The following is a 20030-nucleotide window of genomic DNA, read 5'->3' as shown; positions in this document are numbered from 1 at the left end:
CTTACCCGCACCCGATTTCGACAAGTTCCCTCACCCCCCGGGTCCCTTATCCGCGTTCGAGGAAGGTCAGCACCGCGCGGACCCTGCGGTGCTCCTCCGCGCTGGGTTCCAGGCCCAGCTTCGAGAAGATGTTGCCGACGTGCTTCTCCACGGCGCCGTCGGAGACCGTCAGCGACTTGGCGATGGCCACGTTGGTGAGCCCCTGGGCCATCAGCCCGAGGACCTCGCGCTCCCTGGGGGTGAGCACGTCGATGGGGTTGCGCCTGCCACGTGCCATGAGCTGTGCGATCACCTCCTGGTCGATGCACGTGCCGCCGTTCGCGACCCGGTGCACCGCGTCCACGAACTCGGCGACGTCGGCCACCCGCTCCTTGAGGAGGTAGCCGACCCCACCCGCGCCGCCGGACAGCAGCTCCACCGCGTACCGCTCCTCCACGTACTGCGACAGCACCAGCACCGGCAGCCCCGGCTGCTGCTCGCGCGCACGCAGTGCCGCCCGCAGACCCTCGTCGGTGAACGACGGCGGCATCCGCACGTCCACGATCGCGAGGTCCGGCCGGTGCTCGCTGACGGCGACCAGCAGCCCGTCACCGTCCTCCGTGGCCGCGACCGTCTCGATGTTCTCGTCGGCCAGCAGGCGCTGGATGCCCGCCCGCAGCAACACGGAGTCCTCCGCGATCACCACACGCATGGCAGGTCCGCCCTGATCACTGTCGGCCCGCCGATGGGGCTCACCACGGTCATCACGCCGTCAATCGTGGCAGCCCTGTCCGCGAGACCCGACAGCCCACCGCCCGCACGCATCGACGCGCCGCCGTGACCGTCGTCGGTGATCTCCACGACCACCAGGTCGCCGGTAGGCCGCTCCTCACGCCACGCGTTGACCTTGGCCTCCGCGGCGCCGGAGTGCTTCGCGATGTTCGTGAGGCACTCGCCGACGATGAAGTACGCGGTCGACTCCACCGCGGCAGGCGGCCGGGGGTCGATCCGGACGTTGACCTCGACCGGGATCGGGCACTTCGCCGCCAGCGACGACAGTGCCGCGTCGAGACCCCGGTCGCCGAGCACCGCCGGATAGATGCCGCGAGCAAGGTCACGCAGCTCCGACACCGCGAGCTTCGCGTCCGCGTGTGCTTCGTCGATCAGCGCCTTGGCCGCGTCCGGGTCGAGGTCCATCTTCGACTTCGCCCGGCCGAGCCCCATGGCGACCGCCACGAGCCGCTGCTGCGCGCCGTCGTGCAGGTCCCGCTCGATGCGCCGCCGCTCGGCCTCCGCCGCGTCGACGCCACGGGCCCGCGACGCCTGCAGGCGCTCGGCCTTCTGCTCCAGCGCGGCGGTCGAGTTCGGCCCGAGCAGCGCCCGCGCCAGCAGGACGTGCAGCGCGGCGACCACGGGCAGCACGAACAGACCGACCGGCAGGATGATCACACCGGCGATCGCCAGCGGGAACTCGAAGCAGGCGAGTGGGAACGCCAGCACCAGGTAGGCGAGGTTGCGCCACATCTGCGGGTGCGTCAGGCGGCGTAAGTATCGCTGCCAGAACGTGCCGGAGTCGTCGTAGGTGATCGGCGGCGCGGGGATGTCCACGCCGAGCGTCCTGCGGATCAGCCCCCGGTTGGCGGCGGCGAAACCGAAGACCGTCTTCGTCGCGACCAGCAGGACGACCAGGCCCAGCCAGACGACCAGGGTGCTCACCCCGACCGAGAACAACGTCACGATGAGGATGAAGGCGAGCAGGTTGACCGGGAAGCCCGCGAGCATGAACCCCGCCGCCCGGAAACCGCGGCTGACCAGCGTCGGCTTGTCGACCTCCGCACCCACCGCCACCTCGGGCTCCGGCTGGGCAACGGGCACGGTCGCCTGCTGGGTCAGCGGCTGCGTCAGCGGGGCGGCGTGGGCACCCAGGTCCAGGCCCTGCGTGGGGTACTCCGCCTGCTGGACGTCCGGGTAGGGCGCGCCCTGCGGTTGTGGGTTCTCGGGAAACGGTGCCACCTCGCCAGCATCCACCGGGACGTGGGGCTGGACCAAGCGCAGTGGTTGCTTCTCGGCCGGGCTGGTCATCGGGACACCGATCCGTAGGTCATCGTGCTCGTGTTCTGCGGCCACTCGGTGCTCCAGTCGATCGCACCAGCCGTCGACAGGCCTTCCAGTTTCGCGATCCGGCGCTGGCTCGGGCCGAGCATGGCGCGGGCGTACATGGCGTGCATGGTGCCCAGGGCGTTGGTGGCGATGATCGCCAGCGCCAGGATCAGCACCCCGAGCCCGGCGAACGGCAGCGTGCTCAACCACGAGGAGTCCGGAGAGACGAACGAGTGGTTCCACATCACCAGCTGCCAGTCGGCCGGGACCCAGTGCCAGTACAGCGGCAGGAGCGTCAGGTACAGGCTGACCGCCCACAGCACCACCATGATCGTGAACTCCGCGATGCCCAGTGGCAGGAGCAGCACGAGGTAGGCCATGTCCTTCCAGGTGGCGGGGTCCTTGACCCGGGCGAGCCACCGTCCCTTCTCCGGCAGCGGCCGGTACGGCGAGGCGATGTAGGTGCCCAGCATCGCGTGCACCCTCATCCGCTCGAGGCCGGTCATGCCCCGCATCGCCAGCATCCCGACCGTCAGAACGGCCAGGCCGACCCAGATGACCACGGTGCCGAGGCCGAGGAACGTGCTCGTCACGACGAACACGAACGACCCGATCCCGATCGGCAGGTTCATCACCAGATACGCGAGCGAACCCAACAGCGGTGGGTTCGGCCGGGTGCCGTCACGGTGTGTGGTCGTCATCGCTGGGTCTCCTTTGCGGGTGATGTGACCAGGATGGCGCGTCGGGGAGGCGGGGACCATGCGGTGTACCGCAGACTTGGGGGTGGGGTTTTCCCTACCTCCACGAGGGTGGCCCGGTAACCGGGATGATCCGCCGGGCGCCAGGCGTTATCCTTCACGTGACACAGTCACGACGAGGGGGTGAACGGTTTCGACTCTGGACGTTGATTCAGGGGAAGCGTGCAGGTGCAGGCGGATGGCCACCTCAAGCGTCGCCGCAAACCAATAAGCGCCAAGGTTAATAACCAGCGCGACGTCGCACTCGCCGCCTGAGCGAGTAGCGATGTCTGTCGGCCCGGGGTCGCCTCCGACCCGGTCTGCCGGCATCAGCTAGGAGGCTTACCGCAGCGGACTGGCCGCAGGGCCGCTGCGGGACACCAACAGCGGCTGGGCCCGTCACACCGGCTTGTTCACGTGACCGGCGGGGCCGAGTAGAGACACAGTGAGCTGCGCACGGAGAAGCCCTGTTGAAGCGACAGAGGACCCGGGTTCGATTCCCGGCACCTCCACGGACCTCTGGGCCGACCCTGCTCGGTTGCTGACGCAGCCTCGCCGGGGTCGGCCCTCATCATTCTGCGGGGGCGACCCCCGCAGACCCCACGTCGCGGTCGGTTCCCGACCCAGCGTGGGCGCCTGCCGCCGTTCCGGCGTTGCCGCCGGTTCCCAGCCCTCGGTGCTGTCGCTCGTCGACCCTGCCTTACCGCCGATTCCTCAACCTCGGCGCCGCCCACCGACCCTGCCCTGCTGACAGTTCCCAACCCTCCGCATCGCGGCCCGCCGACCCTGCCCTACCGCCAGGTCCCCAACCTCGGCGCCGCCCACCGACCCTGCCCTGCTGACAGTTCCCAACCCTCCGCATCGCGGCCCACCAACCCTGCCCTACCGCCAGGTCCCCAACCTCGGCGCCGCCCACCGACCCTGCCCTGCTGACAGTTCCCAACCCTCCGCATCGCGGCCCACCAACCCTGCCCTACCGCCAGGTCCCCAACCTCGGCGCCGCCCACCGACCCTGCCCTGCTGACAGTTCCCAACCCTCCGCATCGCGGCCCACCAACCCTGCCCTACCGCCAGGTCCCCAACCTCGGCGCCGCCCACCGACCCTGCCCTGCTGACAGTTCCCAACCCTCTGCATCGCTGCCCACCAACCCTGCCCTACCGCCAGGTCCCCAACCTCGGCGCCGCCCACCGACCCTGCCTACCGCCGATTCCCCAACCTCGGCGTTGCCGCCCACCGCCCTCCGCCTACCGCCGATTCCCAGCCCTCGACGTTGCCGCCCACCAACCCTGCCCTACCGCCCATTCCTCACCCTCGGGGTTGCCGCCCACAACCCCGCCTACCGCCGATTCCCCAACCTCGGTGTCGCCGCCCACACCCTGCCTATTCCCCACCCTCGGCGTTGCCGGTTGTCGCGGCTCTTGGCGTTGCCGCTGGGTCCTCCCTCAGGCGTTGTTGCCTGACCTCGCGCCAGCCACGGTCCTCGGTGGGGACGGACCAGCGCCGCCGCCGGCCCATGCCACTCGCGTGGCCCCTGCGTCTCCCCCAACACCATCCCTCGGATCCTGCCCCAGCGTCACCACTGGATCCGCCCCCGCGTTGCCGCCTGGTCGCACCTGTCAGGGCTCTTGGTTCCCGCCTTCGGGATGCCGTCGGTGTCTGCCCGGCGTTGGCAGGTCTCATCCCGATCGCCCTCGGTTGTCAACCCAGCCACACGCCGGACCTTGCCCGCGTTGCGGCTGGGTCAGCCCTGGCCACCATCCTCTGGTTCCCGATCCAGCTTTCGCCGGATTCTGGCTCAGGTGGTTGTGGGGCTGGTAGGCGTCCTCGCGGTCCTGGTGGGCGGCTTGCCACGTCAGGCGGTCGCCGGTGCCGGAGCTTCCCGGCCGGGGCTGCCTTGCGGTGTGTTGTCGGGGACACTCGGTCTGTGCGGCGGGGTGGGGTTCGGGCTGGGATTGCCGGTGGTGTGGTCGGCGGGGTGCCCTCCACGCTGTGGGCCATCGTTCGTCGCCGCGATCCCCTTGCCGCCTCGGTTGCCGCCGGCCGGCTTCTCCTGCCCGACGGGCGTGGGCGGTGGAACCTGGCTCTTGTCGGGGTGCCCGTGCACGTCGGGATCTCTGCCGGGTGGGGCGTCGTGCTCGCGCAGGTTCTGCCCGCGCGGGGGACCGTCTTCTGGGGCGTTGTCGCTGGTGGTGTCATCGCCGCCGTCGACTTGCGGATGCCTGGGCGGCGAGCGGCCGCTGTGCGTGGCTTGTCCGTTTTTCCGCAGGTCGTCGACCATCTCGTCTACGGTGCTGTGGTGGGGGCTCACCTGCGACGACGGGCTCTCAGGTTGCGCTAAGGCGGCTTCGGTAACTTCGTGTTGTGGTGCGACCTTCTGCGCGGGTGCTTGACCTCGTCGGGCTGATTGTTCGGCTTGGTCTCGCCGCCGTGTGGCTGGTTTCCGGGTCCATCAAGGCCAGCGACCTCAACCAGACCTACATCGCCGTGCAGGCCTACGATCTCCTACCCGGGTCCGTGTCCAGTGTCGTCGCCGGGGCGTTGCCCTTCCTCGAGCTCGCGCTCGGGGTGTTGCTGCTGGTCGGGCTCGGGACGCGGATCGGCGCGATCGTGTCGGTCGTCGTGCTCGTCGCCTTCGTCGGGGCGGTCGCGCAGTCCTGGGCACGGGGGCTGACCATCGACTGCGGATGCTTCGGCGGCGGCGGACAGGTCGCGGCGGGGCAGACGCAGTACCCGCAGGAGATCGCGCGCGACGTCGGGTTTCTCCTGCTCGCGGGGTGGCTGGTGGCGCGGCCGCGCAGTCTCGCCTCGCTCGACGGGTGGTTGACGGCGAAGGCCCCCGCCGCGGAGCCCCAGGACACGTAGGGAAGGACAGGACCGGTGGGTGGAGCACAGCGCAACGCTCGCAAGAAGCGTCAGGCGCAGGGCCGGGGCGGCGGCAGCAAAGCCGTGGCGGCGGCACGTCGTGGCGACAACGACCGCAGGAAGGTCATCGTCGGCGTCGGTGTGGTGGTCGTGCTGCTCGCCGCCGTCATCGGTGGCGTGATCATCTACAACAACCAGAAGAACACCACCGAGGGCCAGAACATCAAGGCGATCGCGCCGGACAGCTCCCAGCAGGCCGCCACCGCCGAGTTCCCGGTCACCCGCGACGGTGGTGTGGTCGTCGTCGGCCAGACCGACGCCAAGGTCACCCTCGACGTCTACGAGGACTTCCTCTGCCCGATCTGCGGCGAGTTCGAGAAGACCTACGGCGCCGACATCGAGAAGAACGTCGCTGCGGGCAGTGTCCAGGTCCGGTACCACATGCTGCCGCTGCTCAACGACAGATCGGACCCGCCGGGGTACTCCACGGACTCGGCCAACGCGGGCCTGTGCGCGGCCGACGCGGGCCAGTTCCCGGCCTTCCACCAGAGCCTCTACAACGACCAACCCGAGGAGGGCAGCCGCGGCTGGGACGACCAGCAGCTCGCCAAGCTCGGCGCCGACCTCGGCATCAAGGACGTGACGTTCAAGAGCTGTGTGACCAGCGGCAAGTACGACAGTCTCGTGTCGACGAACTACGAAGAGGTCAGCAAGACCCCCTACCTGCAACAGGACCTGGGGAACGGTCAGAAGGGCTTCGGCACGCCGACCGTCGCGGTCGGCCAGCAGGTCGTCGACACGTCCGAGTCGAACTGGTTGGACAACCTGGTCAAGTCAGCCAGCTAGCCCGTCGAGCGGCGCAGGCCCCTCCGACCAGCGGACGAGCCGCTTGGCCTTGCCGACCTCCACCCTGGGCACGCTGCCCGGGGCGAGGACCCGCACCACACAGGTGAGGCCGAGCCGCTCCCGCAACGCCCGGTCGAGGTCGGCGGCGAGACCATGGCCGTCCGCGACCGGCTCGACCGCCACGATCAGCTCCGCACGCGCCGCGACCCGCCGGTCCTCGACGACCAGGTAGTGCGGGCTGACGCGGCCGTCCGCGAGCAGCACCGCCTCGATCTCGGTCGGGAAGACGTTCACACCCCGCACGACCAGCATGTCGTCGGTGCGGCCGAGCAGCTTCGACATCCGCCGCAACGTGCGCGGCGCCCCCGGCACCGGCCCGGCGAGCGTCGCGACGTCGCCGGTGCGGTAGCGCAGGAGCGGCATGCCCGTCTTGGTGAGCGTGGTGAACACCAGCTCCCCCGGCGTCCCGTCCGACACGGCCCGCCCGTCGGCGTCGACGGCCTCGACGAAGAAGTGGTCTTCGGCGACGTTCAACATGCCGTCCGAGTCGAGCGACTCGGCGGCCACCCCGGGGCCGATGATCTCGGAGAGCCCGTAGATGTCGAGCGCACGCAGGCCGAGAAGACGCTCGATCTGGGCACGCATCTCGTTGGTCCAGGGCTCGGCACCGAACAGCCCGGCCCGCAGGCTGGGCGGCGGCTCCGTCATCGCCTCGCCGAGGAAGATCGCGTAGGAGGGTGTGCACGTCAGGATGTCGGGCTTGAGATCGGCGATCATGCGGACCTGCCGGTCGGTCATACCACCCGAAAGTGGCAACACGGTCGCGCCGAGCCTCATCGCTCCGTGATGGACGCCGAGGCCGCCGGTGAAGAGCCCGTACCCGTAGGCGTTGTGCACGAGGCTGCGCCGCGTGGCACCGGCCCCACCGAGCGCCCGAGCCATGACCTGGGCCCAGACGTCGATGTCAGCGGCTGTGTAGGGAATGAGCGTGGGCCGCCCACCGGTCCCCGACGACCCGTGCACGCAGACGATGTCTTCAATCGGGACCGCACGCAACCCGTCCGGGTAATGATCCCAAAGGTCCCGCTTGGTGACCGTAGGTAGCTGCCCGAGCCGGTCGAGCGTGACGTCCGCGCCACTGTCGACCCCGGCGTCCCGAAGCCGGGAAGCCTGGAGCCCGTCCGCGGCGAGCAGCCGGTCCACCAACTGTCGGAGCCGACGTTCCTGCAGCTCACGACGTCGCTGGGGATCAACCCCTTCCGCGTCCGGCTCGACCAGAGGCACCACTTGGGCATCAACGACCACGGATGTCGGTGTAGCACGCGAACCATGCCCGGGGGAAGAACGGACCCGCCTGCGAGCCCTCCGGCGACGTCCGGTAACTTGTACCACCACGGGGCTGTAGCGCAGCTGGTAGCGCACCACACTGGCAGTGTGGGGGTCAGGGGTTCGAACCCCCTCAGCTCCACTTTTTGATGAAGCTCTCTCGGTCAGATGTTTTGCCTGGCCGGAGGGCTTCTCTCATGTCCGCGATGATCGACAGCCATGGTCGTCGTCGGTCGCTGGACGCATCTAGCTGGAGCAATTCTGGAGCACTGCGAGCACGGGTATCTGGGTTGGATGTTCGCTGCATAGTGGTGTTGAACTGGGTTTTCTGGTTCAGCCGTGCTCTGTGGAGGGTGGCGCGCTGCGCGGGAGCCGTGTGGGGGTCACGTCGGCGATGAGGCGCGCGATGTGATCGTTTGTTGGTTGTGGCTTGCTTCCAGCGTCGTTCTAGTTGGTGGAGGAGTCGGGTTTCGATTTCGGGTGCGACATGGCTGTAGACCTCGACCAAGCGGTTGGCGAGGTGGTGGCCGAGGCGACGGGCTTGGGCGATCTCGGGGATGCCGTCGGCGATGAGCCAGGTTTTGTGACTGTGCCGGAGTCCGTGAAAGGTCAACCCAGGCTTTACTGACTGTGTGTCTTTGCGCAGGCTGCCGTCCACGGCGGGCCTGAAGACTCTCCGATCGAAGGTGCTGCGCCGTAGCAGCTTGCCCTGCGGGCTGGTGAATACGAATGGGCTGCTGCTGTGGGCGAGGTGTTCCCCGAGTTGGGTGATGAGGAATGGTGGGAGAGCGATGGTGCGGGCCGAGGCTGGTGTCTTCGGTGGTCCGAGCCATAGCTCGTGTGCCGACTCGTGGAGGGCGCCGGTCTCGGGGTCGATTGTGATCACGCCGCGGTCGAGGTCTATGTGGTCGCGTTGTAGCCCGGCGATTTCGCCCCACCTACATCCGGTCCACGCCGTGGTGATGACGAGCAGGCCGGCGGAGGGGCCGCCGAGTTGGGTGGCTTGTTCGGCGATGCGCAGTACTTGGTCGGGCATTGCCCAGACTCGCTCACGTGGGGTGGGTGCGTGGTCGCGGCGACGACCTCGCCGGCGCCGGCGGCGTACGGGGTTGGCGGGGATGAGGCGTTCGTCGATAGCGTCGTCGAGGATCATGGAGAGGATGGTGCGGAGGGTGACGACGGTGGACGCCGCGTAGCGTTGCCGGAGCTGCTTGAGCCATTCGGTCACGGCCGAGGCAGTGATCTCACCCAAGCCGAGGTGGCCCCAGCGGGGCAGGATGTGGAGTCTGAGGCAGCGTCGGTAGTTCTCCTCGGTTCTGGTTTCCACGTCGATAGTTTCGATCCATCGCTGGACCCACTTGTCGAGTCGCGTCTTCGCGCCGGCTGGGTCCAGCCAGGTTCCGCGGCGCTGGTTGGTGCGCATGTCCTGCAGGTATTCCACTGCTGTCTCGTGGCTGTCGAAGCCCGGCACCGAGCCGTAGCCGCTGTCGGTGCGGTACCGGACGCGCCACGAATGCCGCCCAACCTTTTCCACCCATGCCATGACAAGCCTCCCTGAACAGCTGATAGGTCGACACCGTGATGCGCCTATCGGGGAGACACCGCAACTCGATCAACAACAAGCGAACCGGACGGCTACGGAACGTGATCGTGAAGCGGTAGTTCCAACGTCAGCTTCTGCCGAGTTGAGTGCACCTGATCGCCCGGCTTCTGGTGCGCGGTTCGGCAGCCTCTTGGCCGGTGAGGAACAGGCCGCGCGTGTTGTCGCGAGGCGGTCGCAGCCTGCGTTCAGCGCGAAAGAACATCCTCGAGTCTCCCGGTCTCACGGCCAGTGAACGTTTCGGCGACATCGGTCGCGTACGCGTCCAGATCGACCAGTCGATCCGGCAGGTCCCCGGGCACGCTCGCACAGATCGTGGACAGAGCGGACCTCCGCCGGCCTTCCTGCAGCCGCCGGCAGGTCGGCCCTGTGCACCATCTGGCGGCGGTGGAAGTCAGCGCTATCTCGCGCCCCAAGGGCTGACGTCAGCGCAGCGGCTCGTCTTCGATGGTGGAGTGCACAGGGCGAAAACGACTGATTCCCGTGCGGTCAAGTCGGACCGTCCGTGGTGTCGTCCGTTACGTTCGAGGCGATTCGTACCACGAAATACGGGCGGTGCTGAAGAACCATGGATCGCGAGCAACACCGCAACGTCTTCATCGGTATATCGAGCGGGAGCATCGTTCAGGCGCGGGACGTGCATGTCCACAACACGGTCGCCTATCCGACCCCGTATCAGCTGCCGCCCGATCAGGCCGCATTCGTCGGGCGGAGCGAGCATCTCGAACAGCTCGACGACCTCGCCAGCAGGAACCAGGAGACCGCAAGGACCGCTGTCATCACCGGACAGCCAGGTGTCGGGAAGACGGCGTTGGCGGTGCATTGGGGGCACCGCGCGCGGGAGCAGTATCCGGACGGTCAGCTCTACGTCGACCTCCGCGGATACGACGCAACTGGCGACCCGGCCAGGTGGGAGAACGTGCTCGAAGCCTTCTTGCAGGCCCTGGGCGGACCGCAACTCGTGATTCCCGCGAGTCGGGAGGCGCAGAAGGGCCTCTACCACTCGATGACGTCCGAGCGTCGCGTGCTGGCAATCCTGGACAACGCCGCGAGCACCGATCAGGTCCGCTCGCTCATTCCCCCCGGCGCCCGCTGTCTCACGTTGGTGACCAGCCGAAAAGGTCTTCCCGGCCTCGTCGCTCGCGACGGCGCTCGACGACTCACGCTCGACCCGCTGCCAACCGAGCACGCGGTCACCTTCCTGACCAGCATCGTGGCCGAGCACCGCATACCGGAGGCCACCATGGCACAGCTGGCCGAGCTCTGTGCGGGCCTACCCCTCGCCCTGCGGATCGCGGCCGAGCACGCGGCGAACCCAGGGACACGGATCGAGCGATACATCCAAGAACTCAGTGACGAGCAGTCACGCCTGGACGCCCTGGACTTCTCCGATGACGACACCTCGACCGCCGTGAGGGCGATCTTCTCCTGGTCCTACCGTGCACTCCCACATGTTCCGGCTCCTTGGTCTGTCACCTGTCACCAACATCAGTCTGGACACGGCGGCAGCGCTCGCAGGCGTCGACGTGTCAGCAGCGCGGAAGGCCTTGTCCCAGCTTGCCGACGCGCACCTGGTTAACGCGGACGCCGACCGGTTCCGCATCCACGACCTCCTCAGGGCTGAGGCAAAGTCGTATATCAGCGTCTTGACCTGCTGATTCGTGATGCCCCACACCGAAGATCGGGGCGGCTGGGAGCAGGCACGGCGAGACCGTTGATCATGAAGGTTCCTACGCCATCGTGATCTTCGGAGCCTGCGCCGTGCCTGCTGTGTCATCGTCTCCTATCGCTGTCCTGTCTCGCCACCTGGCCCCGCTGGGCGAGGTGACACCAGAGGCGCGGGGTGGCTTGCTGGAGGTGTTGGAGTCGGTGCCGGACCCCCGCAAGAAGCGGGGTGTGCGGCATCGGTTCTCGGCGATCCTGTTCGTGTCGGTGTGTGCGGTGGTCTCGGGTGCGCGGTCGTTCGCCGCGATCGCTGAATGGGCTGCCGATGCGGTCGGTGACGCGGTTGATGGCACTTTGTGTGGGATGGGGATCGGCGCGCCGAACGCGTCCACGATCCGGCGGGCGCTCTGTGCGTTCACCGGTGACGGGTTCGACACCGCGATCGGTGCTTGGTTGTCCGGGCGTGTCAGGGCCGCACGAGCGGGGACGTCGGGCAGGCGGCAAGGGCGATCTCCACGTCGCGCGGTCGCAGTCGACGGGAAGGCGCTGCGGGCTCCCGCGACGGTGAGCAGCGGGCGCAGATGGTGATGGCGTGCTTGGACCACGACAGCGGGATCGTGTTGGGTCAGGTCGAGATCGGCGAGAAGAGCAACGAGATCCCGATGTTCACCGCACTTCTCGACACCATCACCGATCTGGGCGGTCTGGTCGTCACCGCCGATGCCCTGCACGCGCAACGCGAGCACGCCGAATATCTGCACCGTCGTGGCGCGCACTATGTGATTACCGTGAAGGGCAACCAGAAGACACTCCGGAATCAGTTGGCGGGCCTGCCCTGGAAAGACGTGCCGACCGGGCACCGCGAGACCGACACCGGCCACGGCCGCACGGTGACCCGCACCTACAAGGTCGTCACCATCGCGGCCGGGATCAATCTTCCCGCACGCCGCTCAGGCGGTCCAGATCGTCCGGACCCGCAAACGCAAGAACAGCACCACACGCGCGACCCGCGAAACCGTGTACGCGGTGACGTCCCTGACCGCCGCACAGACCCAACCGGCCGAGTTGGCCCGCTACATCCGCGGCCACTGGCACGTGGAGAACAAACTGCACTGGGTCCGCGACGTGACCATGGGCGAAGACGCCTCCCGCGCCCGCACCGGCGGCGGCCCCAGAATGATGGCCAGCCTGCGCAACCTCGCCATCAGCCTGCTACGCCTCACCGGCCACACCAACATCGCCAAAGCCACACGCCACACAGGACGCAACCCCACACGAGCCATCAAACTGATCACAACCAGCTGAAACGCGACTTTGCCTCAGCCCTGACCGCAAACCAGGCAAGGGCCAGGATCTTCCCGAGTGGCAGGAGGAGTTGAACATCGTGCACAAGAGGGTCCGTGCTCGGGTCGAGCACGCGTTGGCGCATATGAAGTCCTGGAACATCCTGCGCAACTGCCGACGCAAAGGAGACGGTGTCTGGCACGCAACCCTCGGTGTGGCCCAGATGCGCAACCTGACCATCGCAGCCTGACAGACACCCCCCAAGATCAATACGGGACAACCTTTAGTCTCACCTCGATAGCCAACAGGGTAGTCGCAGTCTACAGTGTGAATCGTCCCATCACGCTTATGCCCGATCACCGGATCGGGCGCATTCGGTCGCCCTCGGGTCTTCGCGGTGTCCTCAATCAGGCCGCGAACGTCATCCAAATCCAGATAATCAGAAAGGTCGTGTTTCCTTGCACTGCTCCTGGACTACCGTTCACGTGCTCATTGTCCTTCGCTTAAGCCGCGTGGTGAACTGCACTCGCTAACGTCTCCGGTTTGAGACAACACACACTCGGCGGCATCGTGTGTCTCGCGGGTACCTTTCAGCTATTTTCAACTGATTCTTCACTCCATTCCGCAAACAGGTCTGCGGCAATAATTCGAACGGTTCCGCCCGTAAACTTTAGCTCGTGACTCATGCCCTTCTCGTGCGGAAGGATCTCATCGAGTTGAAGGTCGCCGAGACGACGCGAGTCCGCCTGAACATTGACCATCCTTGGGCTAGCTGCAACGTCCACATTGATGACAACAGCATTTGAATACATGATAGCCAGACCCTGGTCATGCTTGAATCTGTTCGGGGCGAACAATAATTTCACAGAAAGCTCGTCTGCAGCATCTACGATGGTCATCGACGAAAGCTTTAGATCCTTCACGCAACGAGAACCGAAGAAATTGTAATGCTCGGTGTCGAGTGCAAATCTCCGCGCCCCCTCCGGCAGGTCAGCCTCAATCTCAGGCAGCACCCTGACATACTCATCCGCATCGAGAGCGAAACCCGGCCATGGTTCCTTCACAGTTTCAATCTTAATGTATCTCATCATCAGCATCCTGCGTCGCCAACATGTGGACGCTTCCAAGCGTCGCCCTTGACATTATCGTTGGGGCCAAGCGTGTGAGCTCGGCGCATCTCGTCAATCGCTATCCCCTTGAGTCGATTCTCTACGGTGTCATTTAGCTTCATATCCGCCGAGTGCCCATGCTTACCAATCCAACCATTGCTACCATAAATCCCAACCTCGGCACCCTTGTAATAGACGTGTACCTCGAAGTGCGCCTGGCCTCTGAACGTGAACCGATCAACTCGACCTTCGTAATCGCCTGAAATAATGAAATCTGAGGCGCCGTCTTGGTTGTGAACCAACACCGGCGTACGACCAGCCAAGACATAATACGCGTGAATGCCTGGGACCGTAAGGTTATAGGCAGTTGTCGTATGGGTAGTTGCGGGATCGAGACCGACGACACGGAGCAACCGCAAGTGGCCGGTGTAAAGCTGGTCGCCGGGGTCAAGTTGTTGGGCTTGTTGCCATTCGTGGTCAGTGGCGTTCCAGAAGGGGTGATCTTCAGTCGTGGTGACAGTAGCACTGTCCTCGACCATCAGTTCGAGTACAGCGTCCTGGTGATGCCACACGGCTGCGACTGTGCGGGCGCCGGTCTCGCCGGTTTCCGGATCCGTGGCCTGTACCTGGTCGCCGACCTGGACGTGTTTGATTGGTTTTGTGGATCCGTCGGCCATCAGTACTTCGGTGTCACCGGAGAAACTACATGCGTGCCGTCCTGCTCGCGTGGCTTTGGCGGCGTCGGCCATGTTGTCGGCTGCTCTGAGTACTCGACCGCCTGGTATGACGCTGACGGCAAGCCACAGACAGGCGCCGCCGTCGTTGTGGGCGCAGTCGATGACGTCTGGGATTGGGGTGAGTTGGTAGGCAAGTTCGGCGAGTGTCTCCAGCCCCGAGAGGAAGCCTTCCCAGTTCCAGGGGTCCGGGTTGCAGCCGGCTCGGGAAGTGCCTTGTGTGTCAGCGAAGGCCTCACACACGGTCGTCGCCGCTTGTGGGCTCTGCCGCGCAAACTCTAGTGCGTCACGGTAGCTGAACAGCGGAGAGCCCTTGTAGCCACGTTGTTTTAGGGCGTCGAGTGCGTTTTTGTTGAGCGGTTTCCCGTAGACGGGTCCGTTCATTTGCATCTCGGCGTCTTGCTGGGCTTGTCCGGCTGACTGCGCGGGGGTCAGTGGGGGTTTGCCGCATTTGCCGTCGCGGCAGGCGCCGGAGTCGATGGCGCCGCTGTTGTCGCCTTCGAAGAATTTCTCGCCGGTGGGGTCGCTGAAGGTGACTGGATTGTTGTTGCTGTAGGTGTAGCCGTTCATCTGCTGGGGGTCGGTCAGGTCCATGAGCGGATCCACCGAGATGAAGCGCCCCAGAGTGGGGTCGTACTCGCGGGCGCCCAGGTGGGTCAGGTCTGTCGAGGCGTCGAGGGTGCCGCCGACGAAGCCGCGCTCCCCCGGCCAGATCGACGGCGCGGTCCCACGGGGTTCGCCGAACGGGAGGTGCCGGCGGCGGCTGACCTGCTGGGTGGCGCTGTTGATCGACACCTCACCGGTGCCGTTGTGATCGGAAGCCAGCCAGTTCAGGCCCTGTTGGGTACGAACGGCCACAGTCTGGCCGCCGTGGGTGTAGTACCGGGTGCCTGTCTTGATCCTGGACACCCGGTCAACCCGGATCTCCTGGTTCCCGAGATACAGGGTCACCGCCTGCGGGTCGCGGCGGAGGAGGCGTTCTCCGTCGGCGGTATAGATGTAGGTGGTTTCCTGGCCGTTCTCAGTCACCTTGGCCAGGTGGCCCTCAAGGTCCCACTCCAGGGTCTGGTCCTCGCCTGCGAGCACGCGGCTGGTGGTGTTGCCGGTGAGGTCGTGGTTGTACTCGTCGAGGGTCGTGACGCCACCGGTGGTCGAGGTCACCGTGTCGAGTTGGTGGCCCTGGTAGGTGTACGTGCTGGTCGTGTCACCGGTGGTGGTGTGCTGGACTCGCTCGACGCGGTTGCCGGTCTGGTCGTAGCCGTAGGTCTGCCAGTACGGTGCCACGCCGCCGAGCGCGGGTCCTGTGGAGCAGCCGCTTGGCGGGGTCCAGGCTTCGGCCAGACGGCGGAGGTGGTCATAGCGAAAACACTGCACGTCACCCGTCACGCTCGCGGACGTGTCGGCGATGGAGGTGATGTTGCCGATGTCGTCGTAGCCGTAGTGGAAGTCGGCCTGCATCGGGTTGGAGACCTCGGCGTCCACGACGGTGTGGTCGAGGCGGCGAGTGTCGTCCTGGTAGTAGTAGGACAACCACGCACGCTTGGTGCCTTGTCCGAGCGTCAGTTGCTGGACCTCGCCGTAGCGGGTGTAGTCGGTGGCCAGCACGTACTCGACTGTCGCGCCGTTGTAGCCGCCCCAGGTACGTGTCGGTAGGCCTACGTCGTTGTAGGAATGGGAAGCCGCCTCTTGGGGGAGTGCACCAGCGGTGGCGTAGCCCTCCGAGGCGAGCGAGCCGTCCGCTTTGTAGGTGAGTGTCGAGGAGTACTTGCCGGCGAGTTCGGTTCCCTCGACGGCGGGGATCTCGACCTCGACCTTGGCCGGCTGATAGAGGGGCGTGTAGGCGAGCACGCCGGTCTTGTAGGCGTTGCCGTTGACATAGCGGGTCGCGGTGGCGGGCTGGCCCTTGCTGAAGTTGACCGTGTCGTAGGTCCAGTCGGCCAGGCGCAGCCCGGTCACCGAGTCGCGGTGCAGCACGGTCTTGCGGCCGAGGTTGTCGTACTCGTAGGCCAGCGTGGCGCCGTTCGCGTCCGTTGTGGACCGCAGTTGGCCGGCGTCGTCGTAGGTGAACGTGGAGCGACCGCGGTCCGGGTCGATCTCCTCGATCTTGCGGCCCCGCAGGTCGTAGGTGTAGGTCCAGGCGTTGCCGCCGGGGTCGATCACTGTGGCCAGTTCGCCGACCGGGGTGTGCTCGTAGATGGTGACGTCGTCGCCGTCCGGGCCGTGCTGGCGCAGCTCTGACGTGCGGCCGCGGGCGTCGGTGATGACCGTGGTTCTGGTGCCGCCGGCCGGTGGGGTGGTGGTGACGCGGTCGCCGCCGTACTCGGTGGTGGTGCGCCACCTCTCCGCGCCGTTGCCGAGGTAGGCCTGCACGGTGGGCCGGTCGGCGCCGTCGTACTCGACGACCGTCATGCCGGGCACGACGTTGTCGGTCGGCAGCCACAGTTCGGTGTCCACGGCGGCATTGTTGTAGTAGGGCTGGGTGGTCATGACTGCGCGGCCGTGCGAGTCGTAGCGGGTATCCGACAGCAGCCTGCCGCCACCGGGCGCTGGAGTCTGTGTCTGGCGTGGTCGGAGCAGGCCGTCGTACAGCTCCGTGGAGCTGACGTAGTTGTCGTTCGGCGTCAACTTGGCGGTGGTGACGGCGTTGGGCCCGTTGTTGCGGATCAGGTACGAGAACTTGTAGCTGCCGTTGCCCGTGGGGAACGTCGCGCGGGGGCGGTTGGGGAGCCACACCTCGACGGAGCGGCCCAACGCGTCGTAGGCGAGTTCGGTGGTGCGGGTGTTGGCGTCGGCGACCTTCGTCGGCTGGCCTCGAAGCGCCCCGAGAGTGGTCGTCGTCGCGAATCCGGCGACACCTGCCGTGGGTCCCGGGGTGGTCGTGACTATCTGGGTGACCGGACCGGCGACCGCTGGGGTGTAAGCGGTCGTGGCGGTGTTGCCCAGCGGGTCGGTCGTGGCGGTGGTCCGGCCACGTGCGTCGTAGGTGGATGCCCCCGACACCACGTAGACCGGATCCGTGGCGGGGCGTTCCTTGGCTGTGCGGATCGCGGTGGCGTTACCGGTAGTCGGTGGGGCGTTGGGGTCCTGGCCGTCGTAGGCGATGAGAACGTCGCTCACCGCGTCATCGGGGAACGATGGTGCTTGTCCGCAGCGGAGGGAAACGGTCTCGACGCGGGACGGGAAGTCAATGAGCCATGCGTTCTCGTTCGGCCGGTAGGTGGTGGTCGTGCAGAGGTCGTCCGCGTCGGTGTCGGTGTCGCCGAGGTCGCTCGCCGAGGTCGGTAGGCCCCACCGTGTGTCGTAGGCGGTCTCGGTGCGGGTGACACGCTCATCCGTGTCGCCGACGGCGGTGTACACCTGCGAGGCGGCGGGCCGGACGATGTAGGCCTGGAACGTGTCGCGGACGGCGGTGGGGCCGTGCGCGAACGGCTCGTTGATCGTCTTGACGACACGCTTCGGATCCGGCTGGTCGGACGGTGCTTCGTTCTCGAACGTGGCCTGCTCGAGCTGGAAGCCGTGTAGCCATTCCGAGTCTGTGTGTGCCACGCCCTGGCTGTCGGTCACGGTTGCCGTGCGGGTGGCGGTCGGCTGATGGTCACCGTCCATGCCGCGGTAGAACCGTTGCTCGGTCATGGTTCGCGGGCCGTCGTCGGCGGAGCCCTTGCGGATGCGGACACGCGAGAAGCCGCGGAACTCGTTCCAGGTCTTCTTGTCCTCCTTGACGAACTCGGAGGTGTCCCAGTGCCATGCGGCGCCGTCGAGGTACTCGTAGGTCGTCTCGTCGGCCAGGGTTCCTGCCACGCCGTCGTGGTTGGATACCTGGGAGACCACGTACTTGTGGAAGTAGTCCGTGCGTTCCGGGGACATCTTCGGTGTCCACCGCACCGGGAAACAGCGCTTCGTGTTCTGGTGCGCGTCTGCCGGCATCGCCGTGCCGAACGCGCAATCGGGCTCCGCGTAGGCTATCGAGGTGACCCCACCGGTCTCGGACACGATGGCGTTCATCCGGAACCGGACGAGTGCGGCGTAGCCGTCGACGCCGTGGACCCGGTTCTCCTTGCGGACGCCGTCGAAGGTGACCTCGGGCAACGTGATCGCCGGCGTCGCGGTGTGCCCGGTGTGGGTGATGCCTTTCAGCCATAGTGCGGGGTTTTCGCCGTCGCCGGGATCGGGTAGTTCGTGGCGCAACGCCCAGCTGTCCACTGGTTTGTACTCGCCTGCGACCAATGACTTCGTCGTGATCGTGGTCAGCTTCTTGGTGGTCCAGAACGAGGGCGCCCACTTGTCCGCACAGGACCCTCCGTCACACTTGAGGTCCAGCGGCACATCGGGGAGGTTCGCGGGCCTCGACAGCGTGCAGTCGGATTCCTTCACACAGCGGTCGGTGACCGCGAACGTCACCTGTCCCGATGCCGGGATGTTCGTGTCGTCGGCGCGTAGGCCGTAGTCGATGTGGTCGAGCCAACCGTTCCGCACGTACTCGGAGACCGCGGTGTTCCTGTTGCGGCCGTAGTAGTTGATCTCGGTCTCGTAGAAGTAGCGGATCATGTTGCCGTGCCGGTCGATGACCTTGTCGAGGTTCCACCGGTATCCCTGGGTACACCACGACTCGGCGAACGTCGCCTTGTGGCACGGTTCGTTCGTGTCGTCCCCGAACACCGGCACCGTCCACATCGACTTCGCGGCCGGAGTCGAGCCGAAGAAGTACTGTGTGCCGTCGACGGCGGTGATCTTCCAGGACTCGTCCGCGCTGCCCGGTGCCGACAACCGCTCGATCCGGGAGCCGTCGTCGTCCTTGGCCTTCCACACCTCGATGGTGTTGTTCGGATTGCTGTCGCGGACAAGCTGACCGCCCGCACCGTTGAGGGAAAGCACGGCGTTGTCGGAGTGCCAGCACAGGTCCGCGGGCTTCTCCCCGGTGCCGTCCAGATCATCGGCACAGCTGCGGTACCCGCGTTCGATGAACCCCGGCCACAGGTTCCAGCCGTCCCCGATCCAGGATGCCTGGTTGTTCGTCGCGCTGGTCAGCCCGTCCACCGCACCCGACGAGTACGACAACGCCAGACTCGGTGACAGCCCGCCGGGCGCGGGCGGCACAGGCAGCGGGTAGGACCACATGAACTCGCCGGTCTGCCCGGATACCTGCCACATGGCCGACGGCGACAGCGACGTGGCCGCGTAGTTGCTACTGCCAGGAAGCGACGTGCCACCGGATTGGTCACCACTGAGCGCACGCGGTGAGGTCTCGTCCCCAGTGCCCGGATTCTCATGGTTCTGCTTGGTCACCGGCTCGGAAGGAATAGTCGGCAGCTGCCCCGACGGTCCGCCGGCAGCGGCCGCGACCGGAGGCGCGACTCCCTGTATCAGGGGCGCGATCAGCGACACCGACAAGAACAGGGCACTGCTACGCCATACCCGCATGGCTATCCCTTCCCAGTTGGATCGCTGACCTATGCCGCCGCGACGGGAACCGGCGGCGCGAGGAGCACGTGTCCGAGTAGCCGGTCCACCACGCGGCCCTCACAGATCTCGCTACCGGAGGTGAACTGTTCGGTGGTCAGTTCGTTGCCTGTCCGGCACCGGTACAGCGGCGCGGTGAGCAACTCGTTCGGCGCAGCGCCGTAGATGTAGCCGATCGGTGCCAACGTCTGTTGGCCCTCGCAGGCCGGATCGGTGGAAGTGAACTCATCCACCCCAAAAGCTAACGTCGCGGCATGGGCAGGCGAAGAGCGTTCGACGAGGACGAGGTGGTGCGCGCCGCGGTGGGGTTGTTCGGTCGCCGCGCGT

General features: G+C 66.5%; 14 protein-coding genes, 1 tRNA gene, 1 other RNA gene and 2 pseudogenes. 9 read left to right on the top strand and 9 right to left on the bottom strand.

The features are described from left to right. Positions 1-46: 46 nt before the first annotated feature. The 3 genes from CLV71_RS35880 to CLV71_RS35870 all read right to left on the bottom strand — a co-directional run bounded on the left by CLV71_RS35880 (position 47) and on the right by CLV71_RS35870 (position 2780). Entirely contained in the window at positions 47-691 is a 645-nt protein-coding gene (locus CLV71_RS35880) for a response regulator transcription factor (RefSeq protein WP_133907356.1), read from the bottom strand. Continuing rightward, on the bottom strand, positions 679-1761 hold the full coding sequence (locus tag CLV71_RS35875; protein WP_133907470.1) for a sensor histidine kinase: 1083 nt from the start codon (positions 1759-1761) through the stop codon (positions 679-681). Before CLV71_RS35875 ends, CLV71_RS35880 begins: the two co-directional genes overlap by 13 nt. Positions 1762-2057: 296 nt before the next feature. Further along, positions 2058-2780, bottom strand: a complete 723-nt coding sequence (locus CLV71_RS35870) for a sensor domain-containing protein (protein WP_133907355.1) — start codon at positions 2778-2780, stop codon at positions 2058-2060. Between the two features lie 176 nt (positions 2781-2956). Between CLV71_RS35870 and ssrA the strand changes: the two genes are divergently transcribed. Next, positions 2957-3331: a transfer-messenger RNA gene (gene ssrA, locus CLV71_RS35865) on the top strand. A gap of 1338 nt (positions 3332-4669) precedes the next feature. Here the strand turns inward: ssrA and CLV71_RS48110 are convergent. Continuing rightward, complete coding sequence (locus CLV71_RS48110) at positions 4670-5095, bottom strand: hypothetical protein (RefSeq protein ID WP_166664402.1); 426 nt, start codon at positions 5093-5095, stop codon at positions 4670-4672. 104 nt (positions 5096-5199) lie between these two features. On the opposite strand from CLV71_RS48110, the gene CLV71_RS35855 reads away from it, so the two are divergent. Beyond that, positions 5200-5679: a MauE/DoxX family redox-associated membrane protein gene (locus CLV71_RS35855; RefSeq protein WP_133907353.1), complete on the top strand. Its 480-nt coding sequence runs from the start codon at positions 5200-5202 to the stop codon at positions 5677-5679. A gap of 15 nt (positions 5680-5694) precedes the next feature. Next, positions 5695-6525: a DsbA family protein gene (locus tag CLV71_RS35850; RefSeq protein WP_133907352.1), complete on the top strand. Its 831-nt coding sequence runs from the start codon at positions 5695-5697 to the stop codon at positions 6523-6525. Here the strand turns inward: CLV71_RS35850 and CLV71_RS35845 are convergent. Continuing rightward, on the bottom strand, positions 6514-7809 hold the full coding sequence (locus CLV71_RS35845; protein ID WP_243867034.1) for a phenylacetate--CoA ligase family protein: 1296 nt from the start codon (positions 7807-7809) through the stop codon (positions 6514-6516). The genes CLV71_RS35850 and CLV71_RS35845 overlap by 12 nt on opposite strands. Before the next feature lie 111 nt (positions 7810-7920). Here CLV71_RS35845 and CLV71_RS35840 point away from each other — a divergent pair. Beyond that, a tRNA-Ala gene (locus CLV71_RS35840) sits at positions 7921-7993 on the top strand. On the opposite strand, the gene CLV71_RS35835 is transcribed toward CLV71_RS35840, so the two are convergent. After that, positions 7985-9394 (bottom strand): tyrosine-type recombinase/integrase, encoded by a 1410-nt coding sequence (locus CLV71_RS35835; RefSeq protein WP_133907351.1) that lies wholly within the window; start codon positions 9392-9394, stop codon positions 7985-7987. The two genes, CLV71_RS35840 and CLV71_RS35835, sit on opposite strands and share 9 nt — an antisense overlap. A gap of 625 nt (positions 9395-10019) precedes the next feature. Between CLV71_RS35835 and CLV71_RS35830 the strand changes: the two genes are divergently transcribed. The 5 genes and pseudogenes from CLV71_RS35830 to CLV71_RS48105 all read left to right on the top strand — a co-directional run. Beyond that, positions 10020-11030 carry an NB-ARC domain-containing protein gene (locus CLV71_RS35830; RefSeq protein WP_133907350.1) on the top strand — a complete coding sequence of 337 codons (1011 nt, stop codon included), beginning with the start codon at positions 10020-10022 and terminating at the stop codon, positions 11028-11030. 161 nt (positions 11031-11191) lie between these two features. Further along, positions 11192-11704, top strand: coding sequence for a transposase family protein (locus tag CLV71_RS50790; protein ID WP_424923935.1), 513 nt, complete (start codon positions 11192-11194; stop codon positions 11702-11704). Continuing rightward, a pseudogene (locus CLV71_RS50785) lies at positions 11698-11973 on the top strand (transposase); the annotation flags it as partial. The gene CLV71_RS50790 and the pseudogene CLV71_RS50785, both read left to right, overlap by 7 nt. Positions 11974-12049: 76 nt before the next feature. Further along, positions 12050-12421, top strand: coding sequence for an ISAs1 family transposase (locus CLV71_RS50245; protein WP_279588781.1), 372 nt, complete (start codon positions 12050-12052; stop codon positions 12419-12421). A gap of 37 nt (positions 12422-12458) precedes the next feature. Beyond that, positions 12459-12650: pseudogene (locus CLV71_RS48105) on the top strand (transposase); the annotation flags it as partial. A gap of 340 nt (positions 12651-12990) precedes the next feature. On the opposite strand, the gene CLV71_RS35820 reads toward CLV71_RS48105, so the two are convergent. The 3 genes from CLV71_RS35820 to CLV71_RS48860 all read right to left on the bottom strand — a co-directional run. Then, positions 12991-13464 (bottom strand): hypothetical protein, encoded by a 474-nt coding sequence (locus tag CLV71_RS35820; protein ID WP_133907349.1) that lies wholly within the window; start codon positions 13462-13464, stop codon positions 12991-12993. Between the two features lie 26 nt (positions 13465-13490). Then, positions 13491-19529, bottom strand: a complete 6039-nt coding sequence (locus tag CLV71_RS35815) for an RHS repeat-associated core domain-containing protein (protein ID WP_166664400.1) — start codon at positions 19527-19529, stop codon at positions 13491-13493. Positions 19530-19693: 164 nt separating this feature from the next. Beyond that, positions 19694-20030: hypothetical protein (locus CLV71_RS48860; protein WP_208297918.1), on the bottom strand; the 337-nt coding region annotated here is incomplete at its 5' end.

It is taken from the genome of Actinophytocola oryzae (assembly GCF_004364325.1).
In the GTDB taxonomy this organism is placed as follows: Bacteria; Actinomycetota; Actinomycetes; order Mycobacteriales; family Pseudonocardiaceae; genus Actinophytocola; species Actinophytocola oryzae.
This window is presented reverse-complemented; position numbering and strand designations above follow the sequence as displayed.

Bases quoted from the DNA above. Each gene is read 5' to 3' on its own strand.
- CLV71_RS35830 (WP_133907350.1), top strand. From the start codon at position 10,020: ATGGATCGCGAGCAACACCGCAACGTCTTCATCGGTATATCGAGCGGG.
- CLV71_RS35870 (WP_133907355.1), bottom strand. From the start codon at position 2,780: ATGACGACCACACACCGTGACGGCACCCGGCCGAACCCACCGCTGTTG.
- CLV71_RS48110 (WP_166664402.1), bottom strand. From the start codon at position 5,095: ATGGTCGACGACCTGCGGAAAAACGGACAAGCCACGCACAGCGGCCGC.
- CLV71_RS35835 (WP_133907351.1), bottom strand. From the start codon at position 9,394: ATGGCATGGGTGGAAAAGGTTGGGCGGCATTCGTGGCGCGTCCGGTAC.
- CLV71_RS35875 (WP_133907470.1), bottom strand. From the start codon at position 1,761: ATGCTCGCGGGCTTCCCGGTCAACCTGCTCGCCTTCATCCTCATCGTG.
- CLV71_RS35880 (WP_133907356.1), bottom strand. From the start codon at position 691: ATGCGTGTGGTGATCGCGGAGGACTCCGTGTTGCTGCGGGCGGGCATC.